A 21,120-nucleotide genomic window follows, 5' to 3' on the forward strand; every position below is an offset into this window, starting at 1 on the left:
GAATTGCAATTCTCACATTTAGGATCAAAATTTTTACAAAATATTATGAATTACTGTCCTTGCTGTTCTAGTCCTCTGTTACTACATATACGTGGTTCTGAAACTTATTGGTTTTGCCGTCATTGCTGGCAAGAGATGCCACTACTAAGTAGAGAAAACTCTAGTTCTTTACCGAAGATTCTGATAGAAAAGCTAACGAGAAAGCTTCAAAACCCAACAAAGCCTCATGCTACACTTCCCGTAAGTTAATAACTAAAATCAATACGAATATACATCACATCTTTGCTTATAAAGCCCTCGAAGTCATTCGAGGGCTTTACAAATTGATATTGCACTGCTACTAAGTAAATCAAAGCAAATAAGCTAAAAACACAGATTTCCTCAATCTTCAGACCAGTCTTCACGACCAAGCAAATCAATAATCTTATCTCTGAGTAAAAATTCGTTTTTTTCGAGTTCAAGCTCTACACATATCCAATCACGACCAGGAATGTATTTACAAAGAGCGTATATGGGTTGGTTACGTTGAACAAGCCCCTTCTTAACCAATTGACGCGCTTCTTCTTTGATGACCTCTATATCGTATTTAACAGCAGTATCAAACATAACTATATATCCTTATATCTTGTATGGCAATTTAAAAGGGAAAACAGAGAACTCACAAGACGCTTTTGCGCTTGCTTATCCTCCAAGAAAACCTTTGGTGTACAGAAGCCACTACTCTACGATAAGTCGGACTGCATTCGTCTTAGTGTCTACCTGTAAAGTGCGGAGGCTTTCTCCGCTCAGAAGTTCGGAAGAACAAATAAAATATACTCGAACTGTATGTTTAACCTATCAAAAAAATGTGAGGAAATTGTGAAGATTATCAGTAACAAATCTCACTCCGCACGAGTTATACAATTGTGGATTATAGATTTAAGATTTTGAACTTGGAATCACTTTAGCGCATCTAGGTTGTATCAATACATCTGTTGCAATCATTTTTCCATTTGGTATTACTAATGAAAAGTATTAAATATTACTATAGAATTCATATTTCATTTTTGGGTGTTGCTGCTCCAAAGTATGAATTTGCCTTACGCGGAGGAGCAACTGCGGTGAAGCAGCCCCCAGAAAGATGGTTTCAGGCGTAGACGCAAAGTGGCTTACCGTAAGGGTAAGGGAACTGTTGTAGCTCGAAGGGCTTCCCACAGGGTACCCGGAGGGTGGACGGTGAGTGCAGCCGCGTGCGGGGGTCTCCCCCCAACCCCAACGCCAGTCGCCACCCTCCGGGAAGCCGCTCTCCGAGCGTCTACAAGTCGGGAAACCCGCCCACGGCGCTGGCTCCTCCGTGGGGGGCCAAAGCCCCCCGTTGAGCGGACTGCCGTAGGGCGAAGCCCTTCTCGCAGAGTACCCGAAGGGGTTTCCCAGCATAAAGGAGCCAGCACGTTGTAGCGATCGGCGTCAAATGGCGTCCGCTCCAGTCGCAGAGAGTAAGAGTTTTAAATGCTTGATTTTTAAATTTCACACCTCAATTCAGCAACGCCCATTTTTGAAATATACGTAGGGAATGCAAAAAGCGAGGACATAGCGTTACAAATAGAAGTCAGAGCAAAAGAAACCGCCACTATGAGTTCTCGCTTTATTACCGTTATGTTAGCAAAGCGTAACTCACCAAAGCCTTAAGGTACGTTATTCTATCCCAACACAAACTCTTACTAAATGACCATTGACTGATGACGAATGACGACCTTAACTAGTTAACTTTATTTGTACCAACCTACTTATTTACCCTTACTAACAAAGCTGCTCAATTGATTGCGAGCATTTTAAAGAGACTTTATATCAATTGAAAATAAAGCGATGCGTCTTTTTGACTTAATTCTGAGGTAAGGTCTTTTGACCATATAGTTTGACCATATAGTCTTAATAAGCTTGTTAACGCCCTTTATCTAGGATAACAAACAATTAGCTTCTAACAACCCTGGCTTTCGGTAGATATCTCGTCCTTGCTTTTGATAGATATTTTATAGACACACAAACAGGTATTATGTATAAGTGGAGCTTTTTTTACCAAAAAACCAAAAATATTGTACTTTTTTATTTCAAATACCTTCAACGCATATGAAAATAATAATTATAGATTATAGGTTTTAGATGTTTTATTTTAAAATTAAAATTAACGATTGAACTAACAATTTTTTTGTACGAGAGTTGAAATTGAGTTCTAAAGATAGATTTACAACATCTAAACCCAATTGATATCATTTCTAAGCAAAAAAGAATATCTTTTTTCTGTACTGAATCAAAATAAAAGCCTGGTTGAAAAATAAACCTGCTTGTTTAGGAGTGAACGTTCATGCGTAGTTTATTTAGTTTGTCATTGACAAGTACTGCCTTACTAGCTTTTGGAGCCAGTGCTACTCCAGTACTAATTTCTGCTCCAAGTTTGGCCCAAGTTCCCGCTCAAACTCCAGAGGAAGTTCCTGCTCCAGCTCCAGAGCAAGCTCCCGCACCAGCCCCAGAGCAAGCTCCCGCACCCGCAGCTATTAACTTTCCTGATGTGCAGGCAGATTACTGGGCGCTGCCATTTATTCAGGGTTTAGCTGCCAGAAATATAATTGCTGGTTTTCCTGATGGTACCTTTAGACCAGAGCAAGCTGTAACTAGGGCTGAGTTTGCAGCCATGATTCAAAAAGCTTTTAATCAAAGCTTGGTTCGGCAGCTACCCGCAGGTGGGTTTAGAGATGTTCCTGCTGGTTTTTGGGCTGCTTCTGCAATTCAAGAAGCCTATGAATCGGGCTTTATGGCAGGTTATCCCAATAACTTGTTTTTGCCAAATCAGCAAATTCCCAAAGTTCAGGCGATCGCTGCTTTAGCTAACGGACTAAATTTAACTCCCACCGACTCTCCACAAAATATTCTTGCTAGCAACTATACAGATGCCGGGCAGATCCCAGGCTACGCTATTAATCAAGTAGCAGCGGCAACTCAAGCAAATCTTGTCGTCAATTATCCCGATATCAGAACACTCAGCCCAGATAGAGCTCTCACCCGCGCAGAAGCGGCAGCACATTTGTACCAAGCTTTAGTCAGACTAGGACAAGTGCCAGCCCTACCTACCAACGTCGCAGCTGCTAACTATATTGTGGGTGGCCCTGGTAGTACACAACAAGCCACAACCGATATTCTTTCCTTGGCTGAGTCTAGCAATAACTTTACAACCTTGCTTTCTTTAGTCAGAGCCGCAGGTTTAGAAGAGACTCTCAAACAACAAGGCCCTTATACCCTTTTTGCTCCAACCGATCAAGCATTTGCAGCCTTGCCTCCAGAAACTCTGCAAAGATTGCAGCAGCCCGAAAACAAAGAAACACTGCTCAGAGTTTTGAGATACCACGTTGTTCCCAATCAGGTAGCTCCAAACGAAATTACCTCTGGTGAACTGCAAACCCTAGAGGAAAGAACTGTCAACGTTAAAGTCGATCCTGCCAGCAATCAAGTTGCAGTAAACGATGCAACAGTTCAAGCAAGCGTACAAGCAAGCAATGGCGTTGTTTACGCAGTTGACAGAGTACTCGTACCACCCAATGTTTCCCTAGCACCAGAAGATGATGAAGATGCTCGTCCTCGTGGCAGAAATTATGTCGCGGTTGGTGGCAACATTGGTTTTGGTGGTAATACGGCTCTTGGTAGCGGCAACTTTGCGGTAACCAGCAAATTTAGTGTATTCAACAACTTTTCTATTCGTCCAGGTGCAATTATCGGCGACGATACTGTCTTTTTAGTTCCCATCACTTACGACTTTGCCTTCCGAGGAGTAGACAATCCCGTTGGTGCTGGAAGTTTTCCTGTGTCTCCTTACATAGGTGCAGGTGTGTCAATTGGAACAGGTGATGATACTGATGTGGGTTTCCTACTCACTGGTGGCTTAGATTATCCTCTTAGCCGTCAATTTACAATCAACGCTGCTGTTAATGCCAGTTTTGTGGATGACACAGATGTAGGTCTTTTGCTAGGAATTGGCTATAACTTCTAATAGGGTACTGGGGATCGGGGACTAGGTACTAAGTACTGGGAAAAAGGGGATAGGGTATCGGGAAGAAGAGGACAAGGTGACACCCAGAAGGAGTGAGGGTATGAAAGAGGGAAGGTACGAGGGTATTTACTCTTATTCTCTCGCTCCCACGCTCCCTCGCTCCCTCACTCTCCCCTGTTGCTCCTGTGCTCCCCTGCTTTTTGTCCTCTTTCTAGTCCCTAGCCCCTAGCCCCTAGTCCCTATTCCTAACGCTTATTTGCGAGCTGGCAGGAGATTTTTATTAGCTAGATATTCGTAAATATCTTTGGGCTTAAGTTTGCACAAATCCTTTGCTAAGTCTTGAATTTGTAAATTTTTAGGTAGTAAAGGAGCAACTACTTCTCGCAGAACTCCTAAAATATGCGGTTCTGCTATCAATAGCAATCTCTGGATACGCTTACTCTTATTGATGTTCACAATTTCATTAGCGATCGCCCCAGCAAAGCGTCGTTCAAACTCATTTATATGCTCTTGACGCCCATCATCATAGGCGTGGGCTTGGCTACCTTGTCCTTGATTGCGTCCAGTTTTGACACTTGCCCAGAGTTCTTTACCCTGTAATTCTTTAACTGGATTGAATAAACTTTTATGTTCAACTAAATTGGGGCCAGATTCATATTCCGGTAATTCCGGCTGTTCTAAAGTCAAAAATCTTGCTCTGGTTCCATTGATGACAGCAACCAATACTTGATTCATGTATTTACCCCCTTATTGTTGGTGGGGAATTAACAGTCAATACAAGAATTAAGGATGAAAGGTTTTATCTTTGTACCTCATCCTGCATTACAGAAAGCTGCCCATAGACGCATAGCAGTTTCACATCAAGGTAGGGTGTCTACGCACTTTATACTTGCATTGACGGTTTTAACTCTACCTTATTAATAGCAGAAAAAGGTGAGAAAGATCTTAAGAGTAGAGATTCTGGGATTTAGATGCGTAGGTATCCTCGATAATTTGTGTTAGATCGTAAATCTGGCTATCTCCTAAATGTTGCTTGCACCAACAACGTTCTATAGATGCCGGAAAAACTAATTAGCGTAGATCAACTACAAGCATAATAGTTAGATATTTGTATTAATTAGCACTAAATATTTAAGGCACTTGTTTTTAGAAGCCAGCTATAAATTCAATAAAGATATGAGAATACTTAGTAGTAAAGCATCCGAATACACATTACTGCATTATTATGGTTTGTTAATCTCATACATATGAAAATTTAGCTTTTACAGAAGTTAAAAATTTGATAGAAATTAATACAAATTGTGTAAACAATTTTATCTTTAATTAATTTATATATATAGCATTGTTATTATAAGAAATTATACCATTTTTAAATAAAATCTATTTTCATATGAAAAATTCAAGTAATTCATGTCGTCCAATAACTCTTAACAAAAAAAATATAGATAGTATTGATTCTCTCTTATCATTCTATAAATTCAAGCAATGCATAGGAAATACTCCAGGCTATTTTGTAGTCAGTAATGCACCAAAAAATTTAGAGGATAGTAATAAAGAAATCTTAGAATTTAACCAGCAGACAAAAAAATTGCAGATAATTGGTTCAGAATTAGGCTTAAAAACAATTGCAGATGATATTCAAGAAAAAAATAAAGGAATTAGTAGTGAGGTAGAGCTTGTAATTGCTATTCATGGTTACAACACTACTGGCTCTGGTGTAATGAATTGGTATGAAAAAATTGTGGACTTTGCTAATGAAAATAAAATTGGTCAAAGTTCTGTCTTTTTAGGCTATCGCTGGCCGTCAGAAAGTTTCGCTCATAATTGGATTGATAACCTAAGGAATGCGCTCAGTGCTATGCCACTAGTGCTTTTATTAGTTTTAAGTACTGGTTTATTTGGTCTAGTCGGTATAGTTATTTCTTTCTTAATAAAATTTTCCTTTGAACCCCTTGTAATTTTTTTAGTTACTGTCTTAGCTACTGCTTTATTTTCACTTCCTTTGGCTTTAATTTTATTAAGAATATTAGTTTATCTTCGAGATTCTTATCGAGCCACTAACTTTGGTATTCCAGACTTAGTAGAACTCATCCGACAACTTGACGATCAGCTGCTTGCTAAAGCCGTAGAAAGATTTATGGCTGACTCTGAAAATATTAAGACTATTGAAGGAATACAAGATATAATCAAATATTTTCAAACGCGATTTCAGAACGGAGTGGATAAAAATAAGTGTGAGGATACTATCACACAGATTTTGAAGGATCATCTGAAAAGGGAAAATTATTGGACAGGTGGAACAATATACATTCCTAAATTACTTCTGGATATTGGAGTGAATAGTAAAAAAGTTGAAAAAGAAGCTTCAAACATACCAAAAGAAATTACTGAAAAATTAGAATCCATTTCCCTGGAAGTACAAGAAGGATTTAAGAGAATTTCAAATAATAGGGACGAATTTGGCTGGCTTGTAAATGAAGATAAGCGAATTAGACTAACGTTTCTTTGTCATAGTATGGGGGCGTTTGTAACTACAGGAGTAGTTAGAATTTTATCGGATGTGTTTGACTCAAGTTCAATTGGTTCCTTAGACCAAATTCAACCAAAAAATTTACCCACATCCAAGATTGGTCATGTTTTTCGATTGGGTCGTCTAATTCTAGTTTCACCTGATATTCCTCAGTGGGCAATTACATCGAACCGAGCTAATTTTTTGCGCTCATCTCTACGTCGCTTTGAAGAAGCTTATCTCTTCAGTAACGAAGGAGATATGGCTTTACTGGTTGCTTCAACTTCGGCTAACTATTCTATGCTGCCAACAAGAACTGGACAGAGGTCATTTAGACTTGGCAATCTTGCAATCAAGAGACAATATGATTACGGCATTATAAATCTTGAAAAATTGAAGAGATGTAATAACGGTGATTGTTTAGAAGACCTTCTCAATTATCTTGAAATTGGTGGTTTTTGCTTAACAGAAATTCGCGAGCGTACTCCCAGTAATTCTAAACATCAACAACCACTGGCTGACTTATTTACCTACTTTGATTGTACGGATTATACAGATTTTAAATTATTATTGAATAATAAAGAAGGCATAGAAAAGTTAACTTCAAAGAAAAACAAAATACTTAGCTATTCACTAAACTATCCATCCTATCTATTCGGTGGTCTCCTCAAATTTATAACACAATTTCGGCTTGTGCTAGATGGTCTGATTTGTCAACGTATTGATACACATGGGGGCTATTTCTCTGGAGTATTTTGTCGAAATGTTATTTATCAACTCGCTTTCGGAGGCTTTAAAGACTTACTTAAAACTTCCTTTCTTGAGGAGCAATTAAGGTCATTAAGTCATGAGAAGCGGTGTACTTTTAAGAAGTTAAATAATTCATTAAATCCTGAGAAAGATATTGATTTGCTTAATGAGATATTTAAAGATAAGCAAATTCGAGTAGTTCTTTCACCAGAAAGGTATTTAGTGGATGTGAAAGATTCTAATCACAATCAGATCAGAAAAAAGGTTTTGTCTGAATCAAAGTATTGAAATAATTTGCTTTGCTGCATTAATTCCCGAAATAGCAGCACCTTCCATAAAACCTTGCCACTCGTAAAAAGAGTTAGCGTGTTCCCCTGCGAAGTAGATGTTATCAATTGGCTTCCCCTCATTACCAGCGATGGTAGTAAAGTAGCCTGGTTGGTTGCTGGTGTAACTTCCCTTAGTTAATGGGTTGAGAAGCCAGTTTTCCAAATAAGCTAGAAAGCGATCGCCATTAGTTTGTACTGTCGATTTATATGCGCCAGGAAAAACTTGTACTAGATTATTAAGAAAATTATTGGTCTCTTGTTGAAGATTTTTAGGGTTGAGTTGGGCACCTAAGTTTCCACCTGTGTAATCTGTTAAAACAGCCGAGTTATCGGTTGCCTTTGCGGGGTTAGTTTCCCAAGTGCCTTGGAGAAAAGGTAGGTTAGCGTAGGAAGAACCATTACTGCCAACAGTAGCCCAAGGACGACTGTTGAAGCCAACCATCAATTTCGAGTTGGTTCCGTAAACTAAGTTGTCGATCGCATTGAGTTTCCACTGGGGCAGTTGCAGTTTCTTTAAATCAACTTCACGCAAAACTGAAAAAGGGATAGCAAAGACAACAGCATCAAATTTCTGGCTAGTGCCTCGATTGAAAATCAGTTCAATTTTGCCTGCACTATCCTTGCTGGCTGCTATAAGCTTCTTTCCGTACTCAATCTGCTCTTGCAGGCGGGTTTGTAAGGCTGTAGTAATCTGCTGATTGCCGCCCACAACGTGATAGCGTTCATCACTAAATACACCAAAAGGACGAAATTTCGATCGCCTGTCTGCGTGGATGAAAAACAGGAAGCTCAAGCAGCTTTGTTGCTCAATTTCTACACCATATTCGCCAATATAAGCAGCGGCGATCGCATTTTTAATCAAATTTCCGGCTCCGCGATTGTTCAAGTAATCTTGGAGATTGGTATAGTCAAGTATGCGATCGCTAGCAGTGAAAGCATCTGCTGTGGGTTGCCCTAGCGTGCGTAAGTCATCACGCATTGCATCAACAAATTGCCGAAATTCATCAACTACTGCTGCTTCTGGATAACGTTGATTGTCAAAGTAGTAAAAGACTTCTCCGGGTGCTTTTGACAAATCTTCTAACTCCAGCTTAAACTCTTGCACATATCCCAACATGGTTTTGTGCAAATTATCTATAAATTCTCCTCCTCTTTCAGCAACTTGTCCGGGAAAGACATCACCCAAAGAGTAACAACGTCCCCCGGTGCGGTTACTAGCTTCGTAGAGAATAGCCTTAATTCCTCGGCGTTGAAGTTCGTAACCACAAGCAAGCCCCGCCAATCCAGCCCCGACTATAGCTATCTTTGCATCTTTAGATGGTGGTGCAGCCAGCGCACTACTACAGCTAGAACCAATACCAATTGTTCCACTTGCTAAAGCAACCTTCCCCATACTTGCAAGAAACTCTCGCCGCCTTATTCTTTGGGCTGACATCATATCTTCAAAGGCACAAATGCGTTCAATACCTTCACTAGTACAAATGTGATGTTTTTGACAATATTTGGCTATCTGAACTGTCAGCGCCAGTTTTCTAAAAAGTTCTGAACGACTCATAAATTAGTATAATTTTGGTTGAATCTATAGCAAGTTTTGCTTTTTGCTTACAGTATAGTATTAGTATATATAATTACTAAATTAGCAATTGTACTTAATTGCAGTGATTTTTAATAAAACTTAAATGGGTGGGCATCGTTTAATTTGACACTAGCCCACGTAGGCGAGCTTTGCCTGTGTAGTAGCGAATTATGTCGAAAAATATGTAAATTTATATACATCGTATTCAAGATTGAAATAATGTAAACATCTGGAAATTAACAACATGAACTTGTAGATTAGTGTATTCTGGCAAATCTAAAATTTAATCAAAGAGCTCAGTCGCTTTTATGAATCTCGATTCTCTCCTTGAGGTTATTAACAGCAAGCTAGTTGAAAGCCAAAACCGCCCGCTCAATGCCACTGAAGTACTAGTTCTGCAAGGTATCTGGCAGTATCAAACCTATAACCAAATTGCCCAAAAAGAAGGTTATAGCCCTGGCTACTTCACCAATGTTGTTGCTCCGGAGTTATGGCAACGTCTTTCTAAGCTGATTGGCAAGCGCGTAACTAAAAAAAACTGTCGAGCATTACTAGAGTCTTATGCTGCACAAAGCACATCAGAAAAAAATGTCTTGTTTCCTGCCGATCGCCAACAGATGTCGCCAAGTTATCCAAGTGGTTCAGTTCCACTCAACTCGCCTTTTTACATTAAGCACTCCACCATTGAGGCTCAAGCGTATGCAGAAATTAGAAAACCAGGAGCCTTGGTGCGGATTAAAGCTCCTAGAGAAAGGGGCAAAACGTCACTGCTGCTGAGGATGCTTGACTATGCAAACTCACAAGGTTACCACACCGTAAGCTTAAATTTGGAGCAAATTGATTGCACAATTTTGAGCGATTTAAATCGATTTTTACGTTGGTTATGTGCAAACGTTTCCCATCAGTTGCAGTTACAGCCTAAACTCAACGATTATTGGGATGATGATATTGGCAGCAAAGTCAGCTGTACCCTCTACTTTCGCAGTTATTTACTGGAGCAACTTAACTCTCCTGTGGTGTTAGCGTTGGATGAAGTAAACAAAATTTTTGAGCATCCGCAGGTAGCGAAAGATTTTTTCCCCATGTTGCGTTCGTGGTACGAAGAAGCTAAAAGAATACCCCTGTGGCAAAAGCTACGCTTAATTGTAGTGCATTCAACAGAAGTTTATGTTCCTCTCCACCTAAACCAGTCTCCTTTTAATGTAGGGCTACCGATTCAGTTAACCAAATTCAGTTTAGATCAGGTGCAGCAGTTAGCCCAATGCTATGGACTTGAGTGGAATGCTCAAGAAGCCGATCAGCTCATGGCTCTAGTTGGGGGACATCCAGCACTCATACATACAGCGCTCTATCACCTTAGTCATGGGGATGTAAGTATGGCACAACTGCTGCAATTTGCACCTACATCTACTGGAATTTATTCCCATCACTTACAGCGCCATTGGGCAGTTTTGGAACAACAACCAGAATTAGCAAGAGCTTTTTATGCAGTTATCAATGCTGCGGAACCCTTACAAATAGAACCTATTCTCGGTTACAAATTATCCAGTATGGGGCTAATTGAGTTATATGGTAACAAAGCAAAACTTAGTTGCCAGCTATATCGACAGTATTTTGAAAAGCAACAATCCAATTTCAGGTGTGCTTAGGGCATATCTACAATGTGGAGCTAAAATTTAAATCGCTTTAGTAGTAGGTGAGCTTGCTGCTATAAGTAAATTTAATATTTTTTAGTTAGGGGAAATATTTAATAAACTCAATCGCGCTTAACTAATAGCAAAATCCTCTATAGTCAGATCGTAACCACTGTATTCATCTAAATAGCGGAGAATGGAAATGCTAAATTCATCGTGGGATGATTGATTTTTGAGTAAAAGGTTTGCCATTCCACAAGGGCCACGCAAGTGTGCAGCTGCGAGAATGCCAGAAAGGGTAATAGTAATTGTTTTTAACTTACCTCCATCATTAAAAGTCTTTGCCTGTCCCAGGTAACTTTCCAGCGATTTTCCTTGTTTTTTCAGCGTCTTGTCAATCAGCTTCCAGTTTAGAGTAAAAGCTTCACGAATCGCGAGTTCTTGAACGTCGGGAGAATGCAGAAATTTTGCTTTGCTATCAATGCCCTGCTTTCCTGTCCACTTATCTTGCCAGTAATTCTTCTCAGCTCCATGTCCGTAATAAATATTGGTTTTGTAGTAGCCTAACTCAATCAATATAGGTTCTCCAAACTGATACTTGCCGATAAAACCCAATATATTTTCAACCTGATATTGCTTGGGTTCTCCCATTGGCAGCCCTGATTGAAATGCCCCAAGAGCTTCTAGCAGATCTAAAAAATTGCCTTTGCTTTGATGACTTTTCAAGAGTTCAGGGAAGATTTTTTGACTTTCCTGCACACGTTTAGTCTCTTCTGAAACTCGGTTGCTATCTCGATTCATAATCTCAATCAAATAGTTGCGATCGCTTGATTTTTTACTCTTACAATGTCATCCAACATACTTCTCGCTCTGATGCTTTTTCAATTACCTCTATGGCTAACAATGATATTTACACTTCTTTGATGGCGATGTTTACACTTAATGAGCGATCGGCTATTACATATTTACATTGCAAATTTGAGAGCTAGTAGACAATAAGTAGATGACAGTTGGTACTAATATAACTACTATTCCAGCTATTGTTTTAGAGAAATCTCATCTAAATTCTCATCTAAATTTTCAGTTGAATACATTTTGAGCAAGCACCCTACAAATTTTCACATCTTGAATAGGATTGCTATAGCAACTCTCATTAAACACCGTGAGACTTATGTGAGATTGATATGAGATTTGTATGAGATTTATGAGTTAACGGGTGCTGAAATTAATTTTAAGATTTAGATGTCTGCTCAAACGCTTCAGAAGGGTATTTTGACGGAGTGGCAGTGTCATTATTTGCCCTATCTTGCCTCAAATGTCAAATATTTTTCTAATTGCTTGGTCGAGCTGCAATAAAAGTTGACAGTTTTTCCATATTTAAGGAGGAATCTATGGTTCAGGAATCTCCTAAAGTCCCGCAGTCGATCATGGATGCAAATCGAGATGAACTACCTGACCTGACAATGCAGATTGTGGAAGGAAATCTACCTCACGATCTACAAGGTTATGTTTTTCTTGTTGCACCAGCTGGTACTGTCGATTCTCAAGGTCTTCCCTACAAAAACGGAAACACCTGCTTGAATGGTGACGGCATGATTTATCGACTTGACTTCAATCAAACTGGTGAAGTGAGATTGAAGCGACGACTTGCCAAACCACCAGACTATGCAGCTGACGAGAACACTCAAAACATACCTATGCCCTTGTTGCGAGAGTTGTTGCGATTCCGCAACCACGGACTGATTAGATTTTCTGTGTTACTTGGCTCGCGCAATGAGCTAAATACAGGCTTCTTGCCAATGAAATTTCTTGGGGAATCAAACGAGCGTTTACTAATTACCTATGATGCAGGGCGTCCCTACGAAATTGATACACAAACCCTGGATTTAGTGACTCCAGTTGGAAAAATGGATGAATGGGAAGCAGCAATTGACTGGCCCAACTATCCCTTTAAGCCAATTTTAAGTACTGCCCATCCCGTCTTTGACACTTACAAACACCAGATGTTTACAGTCAATTACGCCAGATCAGTACTTAAATATTTAGGAGATGTTATTACGAAGTTAAATGAGGAAAAAGAAAAAGAGCAAGAGCTAGAAAAAAATAAACGGTTATCAGTAATTTGTGAATTGCTGGAGAAAGTATTGAACCGTAATTCATGGAATGATGATTTTGTCTATTTGATGCGCTGGGATGGTGCAGGCTCCTTGGAACGATGGCAGCTGATCGATGACACCGATGGCTCGCCAGTTACAATTAGGCAAAGTATGCATCAAATTGGGGTAACAGAAGATTATGTCGTGCTGATGGATACAGCCTTTGGCACTGGAATTGAGCAAATCATTAATAACATTCCAGATTTTCCTTTATTAGACGAAAGAAAATTAAGAGAATTATTGCGTGTTAAGCCGTCGCCAGACTCCACTATATACATTATCCGCCGCGACGATCTAAAAGAGGGCGAAGAAAAGGTTGTGGCACGCAAGTTAGATATCCCGCGCGAAGCAGCTCACTTCTTGGTCGATTATGAAAATCCTGGTAACAAAATTACACTTCATGCCGCTCATATCTGTGCTTGGGATGTTGCCGAATGGCTGCGTAAAAGCGATTATTCTCCCTACGATAGTAAACCTGTTTCGCCTGATTTGAGTGGAACCCAACAGAGTCCGATGGATATCAGCCGCATGGGACGTTATGTCATAGATGTTAATAACTTAAGTATTGAAGAAAAAGTAGTTATTCACCATCCTGTTTGTACTTGGGGAGCCGGCTTATTCACTTATCTTGACAGACTACCATCGTCGGGTATGACTCCAAAGAAACTAGAAAATATTTACTGGGTATCTTTTGGACTTTGGCAACAACTGACAACTGAATTTATGCACGATCAATACAAGGACTATCCTTATAGAGAAGTGCCTCTAGACGAAGTTCTGCAACTTGCTAAAGAGGGCAAACCGTCATGCTTATTTCGATTAAACACTGCATCAAACGAATCAATGAAAATCGATGAAGATGATTATTACCAATTCCCTGCAGATCACATCGCACTTTCGCCCCAGTTTATTCCTCGCAGTGTCGGTGAAGAAAGTTCAACTAACGGTTATATCATGTGTACCGTTTTTACTCCAGAGCGTGACGAAATTTGGATTTTTGATGCAGAAAATCTAAATGTGAACAAACCCTTATGTAAGCTGTATCATCCTAAGCTGAACTTTGGGCTATCATTGCATACAGCATGGTTGCAGAAAGTCGGCCCTGCTCAGGGTAAATATCGGGTTGCAGTTGAGGAAGATTATCCACGCTGGAGATTAGACCAGTTGCTTGAGTTTGTAGACAGCTTGTCCTCTCTTTCAGCCTCTTTTACAACAAGAGGTGGTTCCCCTCTTTCAGCCTCTTTTAGAACAGCAGGTGGTAAAGATCTCAAAACAGAGGTTAAGGAGGAAATTCAAAATTTATTTGATCAACAGATTTATCAATAGTTTGACTTGCACGCCTATGCAAGCCCGGAGGCAGCAGCCTACTACCCTCGTTACCAGGTTCAACCTGGTAACGAGAACAAGAGCCTCTGGCTCTTAATCACAACGTACCCTACAAGGGGTGATATATCAGTTTTCTTTTTCTGTACGTCTACTGCTTAGAAAAATAATTATGTTCGTGCTACCAGGATACGACGTAAAAGAAACTATTTACGAAAAATTAAAAACAACTATTTATCGGGGTATAGACGAGCAAGGAAAACTTCCAGTTTTAATTAAAATCATCAAAACAGAATATCCCAACCTTGAAGAAATTACTGGCTTGAAACAAGAGTATCAAATTACTCACAATTTAAATTGTCAAGGAGTTTTGAAATCTTATAAGCTGGAAAAATATCAAAATAACTTAGCTCTGATTTTAGAAGACTTTGACGGTCAGCTTCTGTCTGAGTTACTCAAAACAAATCAACTGTCGCTCACTGAGTTTCTGACTATTGCAATTTCTCTCACTCAAACCTTAGTTCAACTTCATAGCTTTTCAATTATTCATAAAGATATAAAACCTGACAATATTCTTATAAATCTGCAAACAAAGCAGGTAAAGCTGACTGGTTTTAATAGTGCTATTACCCTACGCAAAGAGCAACAAACAATTAATATTCCTAACTTAATAGCAGGCTCGCTAACTTATATCTCACCGGAACAAACCGGGAGAATGAATCGTTCCCTTGACTACCGTACTGACTTTTACAGTTTAGGCGTTACTTTTTATGAAATGCTGACTGGAATGGTTCCTTTTTCTACCTCCGATCCAATGGAGTTAGTTTACTGCCACCTAGCAAAACAACCAGTAGCACCCTCAGAAAAAAGGAAAATTCCCTCAGCAGTTTCACAGATTGTGATGAAACTTTTAGCCAAAAATGCTGACGACAGATACCAAAATGCTGCTGGACTAAAGTTTGACCTAGAAAACTGCCTAATTCAACTACAAACTACGGGAAAAATTGACACCTTTCCACTAGCTAGACGCGATCGCGGCAGTCAACTTTTCATGCCGCAAAAACTTTATGGACGTGAAAAAGAAGTGCAGTTGCTGTTGGATACTTTTGCCAGAGTAGCTCAAGGGGCAACTGAGATTGTGCTGGTTTCTGGTTACTCAGGTATTGGCAAAACTTCTATTGTTCATGAGGTAAACAAACCGATTGTAGAAGCGCGGGGATATTTTATTGCTGGTAAATTTGACCAGTTTAAGCGCAATATTCCCTACGACGCTTTAATTCAGGCTTTTCGAGAATTGATTCGTCAGCTGCTAACCGAAAGTGAAGCACAAATTGCTGCTTGGAAAGAGAAGCTTTTAGATGCTTTAGCAGCCAACGGACAGATTATTATTGATGTGATTCCAGAAGTGGAACTAATTATCGGAGCGCAACCAGAGGTAGCACAACTAGGACTATCTGAGTCCCAAAATAGGTTTAATCGAGTATTTCAGCAGTTTATTAATGCGTTTTGCCAACCAGAACATCCGCTCGTAATTTTCCTCGATGATTTACAGTGGGCAGATGCGGCATCTCTAAAATTAATTCAACTGTTGAGTGCTGATGATAACAGCCAATATTTGTTTGTGATTGGAGCATATCGAGATAACGAAGTCGATATTACTCACCCACTAGTTCAGGCGATCGAGAAAATTAAGACAAATGGGACAGCGATCGCTAATTTAAATATTACACCTTTATCTTACATTCATGTAACTCAATTAATAGAAGATATCTTAGGGGAAAATTCTCAAACGGAGCAGGTGAAGCAGTTATCAGAGTTAATTTTTAATAAAACCCAAGGCAATCCCTTTTTTATCACCCAGTTCATCCAAACACTATACGCTGAACAATTACTAACTTACCGAGTAGATTTAGATTGCTGGCATTGGGACATAGAGCAGATCCAAGCCATTGGTATACTTGATTGCAATATTGTTGAACTGATCGCTAGAAATATTCGCCAACTACCACCAGAAACTCAGAAAGTTTTAAAACTTGCTGCTTGCATTGGTAGCTATTTTAATTTAAAAGTACTGGCAATTGTGAATGAAGAATCGGGCTTATCTACAGCTAGAACACTTTGGTCAGCTCTTCAAGCTGGTTTGATTTTACCTAAATCCGATACATATAAAATTCCTCTTGTTTTTTCTGAGGTGGAAGCACTAGAATTGCCATTACATGATGTCCAAGTTGACTACAAATTTTTGCATGACCGAGTGCAACAAGCTGCTTATTCTCTGATTCCCGCAGCTGAACAAAAATCAACTCATTATAAAATTGGTCAATTATTACTAAATAATATGCCTCTCCAAGAGCAAAATGATAATATTTTTGCTCTTGTCAATCAGTTAAATTTCGGTGTCGAGCTACTTACTACTCCAGCGCAAAAAGATGAATTGGCTAAGTTAAATCTTATTGCTGGGCGGAAAGCGAAGGCAGCTATGGCATACGAAGCTGCTGTAAATTACTTGAATATAGGTTTAAACCTTTTAGGAACAAATAGTTGGAAATATCAATATAATTTGACTTATTGTCTCTATTTAGAAACCTCAGAAGCGCAATATCTTAACACTAATTTAGAACAGGCGGCAACATTATGTGATGTTGCTTTTAAACACATAGAAACAGTACTGGAAAAAGTCAAAATATACAAGATAAAAATTAAGCTGGCACTCGCTCAAAGTCAGATTGAACTAGCAATAGAGACAGGATTGCACGTTTTGGAAATGCTGGGAGTGACTTTAGTGCGATCGCTACCACAAGAACTAGATATTAGGGAGATAGCTCAATTACCGAGCATGAGCGATCCCTATAAGCTTGCAGCCATGGAAATTTTAATGCTTATACACGCACCTGCTTGTTTTGGAGAAAGCGGGTTAGCGCTACCTATAATATATACAATGGTGGAACTCTCCAGACAATATGGAAATTCGCCGCCATCTATTTATGCCTACGCTGTTTATGGCAACATTAGGATTTGGCTAGTACCAAATATAGATTTTGCGTATCAACTTGGTCAATTATCTCAGCTATTATTAGAGCAGTTGAATGCTAGAGAGTTTCAATCTAAATCATTAATCTCAATTTCCATTAACATCGCTCATTGGAAGAAGCACACAAGAGAAACTATAGAACCCTTGCTTCGAGCAATTCAAGACGGGTTAGAAGTTGGCGATATAGAATTTGCTTGCCATGCTGCTAATTTCTACTGCGCTCACTTATTCTTCAACGGCGATAACTTAGAATACGTGCAAGACAAGCAGAAACAATATATTAAGTTTATCCAAAAATTTAGGCAGGAACATCAGCTTTACTTAGCAAAGATTGATGGGCAGTTAGTAGATAACTTAAGAGAGCGTTCTCCAGATAAATTAGTTTTAACTGGCGAGTATTTGAATGAGGAAGAAACCATAGCATATTTACAAAAACACAATAACTTAATCTCCTTGTTCAACATCTACTTTGCTAAATGTATACTTTGTTATTTATTTAAAGATTATGAAAAATCTCTAGAGTTTGCCAAAATAGGAGCAAAGTATTCAGGATATGTCCAGAGTGAAATTATTTTTGTTCAACATAATTTTTACTATTCTCTGGCGCTATTAGCTCATTATTTCTCTACAGGTTGTCAGGTAGATTTAGGCAGTATAAACGAGAAACACCAGTACTTAAGCCAGGTATTGCAGAATCAAGAAAAAATGCAATATTGGGCGCAACATTGCCCGATGAATTATCAGCACAAGTACGAGTTGGTGGAGGCAGAGAAAGCTCGTGTTTTGGGACAACCTCTGGTAGCGATGGAGTATTACGATCGCGCAATTGGTGGAGCTAGACAACAAGGCTATATTCAAGAAGAAGCGCTTGCTTACGAGCTAGCAGCAGAATTCTATCTGTCTTTAGGAAGAAAAGAAATTGCCCAAACCTACATGGCGAAAGCTCACTATTGCTATGTTCGTTGGGGAGCAACATCTAAAGTCAAAGATTTAGAGTCAAGATATCCCCAATTCATTTTTAAGGAATTTACATCAGAAACAAGCAATGTTGGCGCTTTAGACTTGGCTACTACAATCAAAGCTTCGCAAGCATTGGCTAGTGAAATCGTTACCGAAAAGCTCCTCAACAAGCTAATGAAAATTGTGATGGAGAATGCTGGTGCTCAAGCCAGTTGTTTGATTTTAGAAAGAAATGGCGAACTGGTAGTAGAAGCTAGAGGATCTGTAGAAAAAGATGAATTTATTGTCTGTCGGTCGTTGCCAGTTAAAATTGGTGATTGTCTACCCTTATCTTTAATCAATTATGTCAAAAGAACAAAAGAATATATCGTTTTAGATGATTCAACCCATGAGGGAAGATTTATTAACGATTCTTATATTCAAAGATATAAACCCAAATCTATATTGTGCATCCCTATAATTCACCAAGGGCAGCTAATCGGGGTGCTGTATTTGGAAAATAATCTCACTAATAATGCTTTTACCTCCGAGAGATTGGAAATTTTAAGAATTCTTTCCTCTCAGGCAGCAATCTCCCTCAAAAATGCTCAACTTTACGAAGAAATGACAGCCTTAAATCTAAACTTGAAGCAAGAAATTGGGAAACGCCAACAAGCAGAAGAGGCACTGCGTGAAAGTGAAAGAAGACTAGCTCAATTTCTGGAAGCTGTCCCCGTGGGTATATTTGTTGTTGATGCTAATGGCAAACCCTACTATACCAATCAAACCGCACAAGAGATACTTGGCAAAGGTATCGTCACCGAAGCTACAACTGAGCAATTGAACGAGATATATCAAGTCTACGTGAGTGGAACTGAGGAGTTGTACCCTACCGAACAGCAACCTGTTGTCAGAGCATTGAGAGGCGATTGCATCACCATCGATAATATGGAGGTTCGCCAAGCAGATCAAATTGTGCCTCTAGAGGTATCAGCTACCCCTATTTTTGATGAAAAGAACCAAATTGTCTATGCCATAGCTGCTTTTACCGACATCAGCCAACGCAAACGGGCAGAAGCCGAGCGGATTCAGTTTACTCAAGAGCTTGCCCTCAAAAATGTTGCCTTGGAAAAAGCGACAAAAGCATTAGCCGAGTCTAACTCTTCTTTAGAACAAAAAGTTAAGGAGCGCACTCAAGAACTATTACAAACGCTAGAAATTCTCAAAGTCACCCAAGCCAAACTGGTATTTGAAAATGCTCTGTTACAAAGTGCAGCACAGCCCTCAACCTACGATTATCAAGTTGGGGGTAGTTTGCCTATGGATGCTCTGACTTATGTAGTACGCTCTGCCGATCGCCAACTCTACAAGGCATTAAAACGTGGAGAGTTTTGTTACATTCTCAATGCCCGGCAGATGGGCAAGTCAAGCCTGATGGTACGCATGATGCACCATCTTCAGCAAGAGGGGTTTAGCTGTGCCGCGATCGATATGACTCGCCTCGGTAGTGAAAATATTACTGCTGTTCAATGGTACAAGGGTTTAGCGGTGGAGTTATGGCAGAGTTTTAACTTGCAAGGATTGGTAAATCTAAAAGCTTGGTGGAATGAGCACAAAGATTTATCGCCAATTCAGTGCTTGAGTCATTTTATAGAAGATATCCTGCTGGGGCAAGTTGAGAGTGAAAAGATTTTTATTTTTGTCGATGAAATTGATAGCATCTTGGGTTTAAATTTCCCCGTTAATGACTTTTTTGCTTTGATTCGCTTCTGCTATAACCAGCGCAGTATTAATCCAAAGTATCAGCGTTTAACTTTTGCTTTGTTTGGGGTAGCCACACCTTCAGATTTAATTACTGATTATAAGAGAACGCCCTTTAATATTGGTCAAGCCATTCACCTAGAGGGCTTTAAAGAACATGAAGCTCAACCATTGCTGCAAGGATTGGTAGAAAAAGCTAGCAATCCTCAAGTAGTGCTTAAAGAAATATTAGCTTGGACAAATGGTCAACCTTTTCTCACTCAAAAACTTTGCCAGCTCATCCGCAATTCTTCGTCTCCTATTCCAACAAAAGGTGAAGCAGAATGGATTGAGAACTTGGTGCAGACTCAGGTAATAGACAATTGGGAATCTCAAGACGAGCCAGAACATTTGCGAACTATTCGCGATCGCATTCTCAAGAGCGAACAACAACCCGCTCGATTATTAGAAATCTACAGACAAATTTTGCAACAAGGAGAAGTTCCCGCAGTTGATACTCCACAAGCAAGGGAGTTGCTTTTATCAGGGCTGGTGGTTAAGCAACAAGGTTCTCTAAAAGTTCACAACCGAATTTATCAATTGATTTTTGACAGCATTTGGATGGAGCAGCACGTTTGAACTAAATAGTTATTCTTTTACAGGTTCTTGTTCAGTAGCTATTTCTGCTCTTTGCCTTTGCAGTTTGTATTCCACTTCAAGTTCTTTGCCCAGAAAATAATTGAGGAAAGTTCGGATCACAGCAATCAGTGCCAACTTGGCTAATTCTTCTAAGGTTGGAGCGATTGTAGTTGCTAGAACGTCAGCCCCAAGCTGGAATTCTAGAGCTAGAGCTAACCAAATGCCGAAGCGGAGCCTAAGGAGATTATAGGGAAAGGGGCGATTATGGTGACGATTACTGAGAGCGATCGCTAGTTGTATTGTTTTGAGTAATCCCACCACCACACAAATTACGGAAATGGTTTCTAAACAAAACTGAGCTAGCGTTGCAAAGTTGTCCAAGTTTCTTTCAAAATGTTTAAACCATTCCATTCATAATTTCCTCGTTTCTATCAATCCATTGCCATCTATCCTTTTGTCACTCACTGTTTTTGCAA

Annotated in this window: 11 protein-coding genes; 6 read left to right on the forward strand and 5 right to left on the reverse strand. The window is 39.5% G+C overall.

The genetic code is table 11. The annotated features are described in order from the left end of the window. Window positions 1-381: 381 nt before the first annotated feature. Window positions 382-606 (reverse strand): DUF4327 family protein, encoded by a 225-nt coding sequence (locus tag UYC_RS0106930; RefSeq protein ID WP_016873886.1) that lies wholly within the window; start codon window positions 604-606, stop codon window positions 382-384. A 398-nt stretch (window positions 607-1,004) separates the two neighbouring features. Here UYC_RS0106930 and UYC_RS39850 point away from each other — a divergent pair, with 398 nt between their 5' ends. Both UYC_RS39850 and UYC_RS0106940 read left to right on the forward strand, forming a co-directional pair. Continuing rightward, window positions 1,005-1,136 carry a hypothetical protein gene (locus tag UYC_RS39850; RefSeq protein ID WP_016873885.1) on the forward strand — a complete coding sequence of 44 codons (132 nt, stop codon included), beginning with the start codon at window positions 1,005-1,007 and terminating at the stop codon, window positions 1,134-1,136. Between the two features lie 1,205 nt (window positions 1,137-2,341). Beyond that, entirely contained in the window at window positions 2,342-4,018 is a 1,677-nt protein-coding gene (locus tag UYC_RS0106940; protein WP_016873884.1) for a fasciclin domain-containing protein, read from the forward strand. 252 nt (window positions 4,019-4,270) lie between these two features. On the opposite strand, the gene UYC_RS0106945 is transcribed toward UYC_RS0106940, so the two are convergent. Beyond that, window positions 4,271-4,753 carry a host attachment protein gene (locus UYC_RS0106945; RefSeq protein WP_016873883.1) on the reverse strand — a complete coding sequence of 161 codons (483 nt, stop codon included), beginning with the start codon at window positions 4,751-4,753 and terminating at the stop codon, window positions 4,271-4,273. 655 nt (window positions 4,754-5,408) lie between these two features. Between UYC_RS0106945 and UYC_RS0106950 the strand changes: the two genes are divergently transcribed. Next, window positions 5,409-7,565: an alpha/beta hydrolase gene (locus UYC_RS0106950; RefSeq protein WP_016873882.1), complete on the forward strand. Its 2,157-nt coding sequence runs from the start codon at window positions 5,409-5,411 to the stop codon at window positions 7,563-7,565. On the opposite strand, the gene UYC_RS0106955 is transcribed toward UYC_RS0106950, so the two are convergent. Continuing rightward, the gene (locus UYC_RS0106955; RefSeq protein ID WP_016873881.1) at window positions 7,554-9,161 is read right to left on the reverse strand and encodes a flavin monoamine oxidase family protein; all 1,608 of its coding nucleotides are present in this window, start codon (window positions 9,159-9,161) and stop codon (window positions 7,554-7,556) included. The genes UYC_RS0106950 and UYC_RS0106955 overlap by 12 nt on opposite strands. Before the next feature lie 329 nt (window positions 9,162-9,490). Here UYC_RS0106955 and UYC_RS0106960 point away from each other — a divergent pair, with 329 nt between their 5' ends. After that, window positions 9,491-10,831, forward strand: a complete 1,341-nt coding sequence (locus tag UYC_RS0106960; RefSeq protein ID WP_016873880.1) for an AAA-like domain-containing protein — start codon at window positions 9,491-9,493, stop codon at window positions 10,829-10,831. A gap of 117 nt (window positions 10,832-10,948) precedes the next feature. Here UYC_RS0106960 and UYC_RS0106965 read toward each other — a convergent pair whose 3' ends face one another. Continuing rightward, window positions 10,949-11,617, reverse strand: coding sequence for a hypothetical protein (locus UYC_RS0106965; RefSeq protein ID WP_016873879.1), 669 nt, complete (start codon window positions 11,615-11,617; stop codon window positions 10,949-10,951). Between the two features lie 590 nt (window positions 11,618-12,207). Between UYC_RS0106965 and UYC_RS0106970 the strand changes: the two genes are divergently transcribed. Further along, entirely contained in the window at window positions 12,208-14,298 is a 2,091-nt protein-coding gene (locus UYC_RS0106970; RefSeq protein ID WP_016873878.1) for a carotenoid oxygenase family protein, read from the forward strand. A gap of 169 nt (window positions 14,299-14,467) precedes the next feature. Continuing rightward, a complete protein-coding gene (locus UYC_RS0106975) occupies window positions 14,468-20,644 on the forward strand; it encodes an AAA family ATPase (RefSeq protein ID WP_016873877.1) in 6,177 nt (2,058 codons plus the stop codon). 9 nt (window positions 20,645-20,653) lie between these two features. On the opposite strand, the gene UYC_RS0106980 is transcribed toward UYC_RS0106975, so the two are convergent. Continuing rightward, on the reverse strand, window positions 20,654-21,055 hold the full coding sequence (locus UYC_RS0106980) for a DUF1622 domain-containing protein (protein WP_016873876.1): 402 nt from the start codon (window positions 21,053-21,055) through the stop codon (window positions 20,654-20,656). Window positions 21,056-21,120: the final 65 nt, after the last annotated feature.

It is taken from the genome of Chlorogloeopsis fritschii PCC 6912 (assembly GCF_000317285.1).
Classification (GTDB): Bacteria; Cyanobacteriota; Cyanobacteriia; order Cyanobacteriales; family Nostocaceae; genus Chlorogloeopsis; species Chlorogloeopsis fritschii.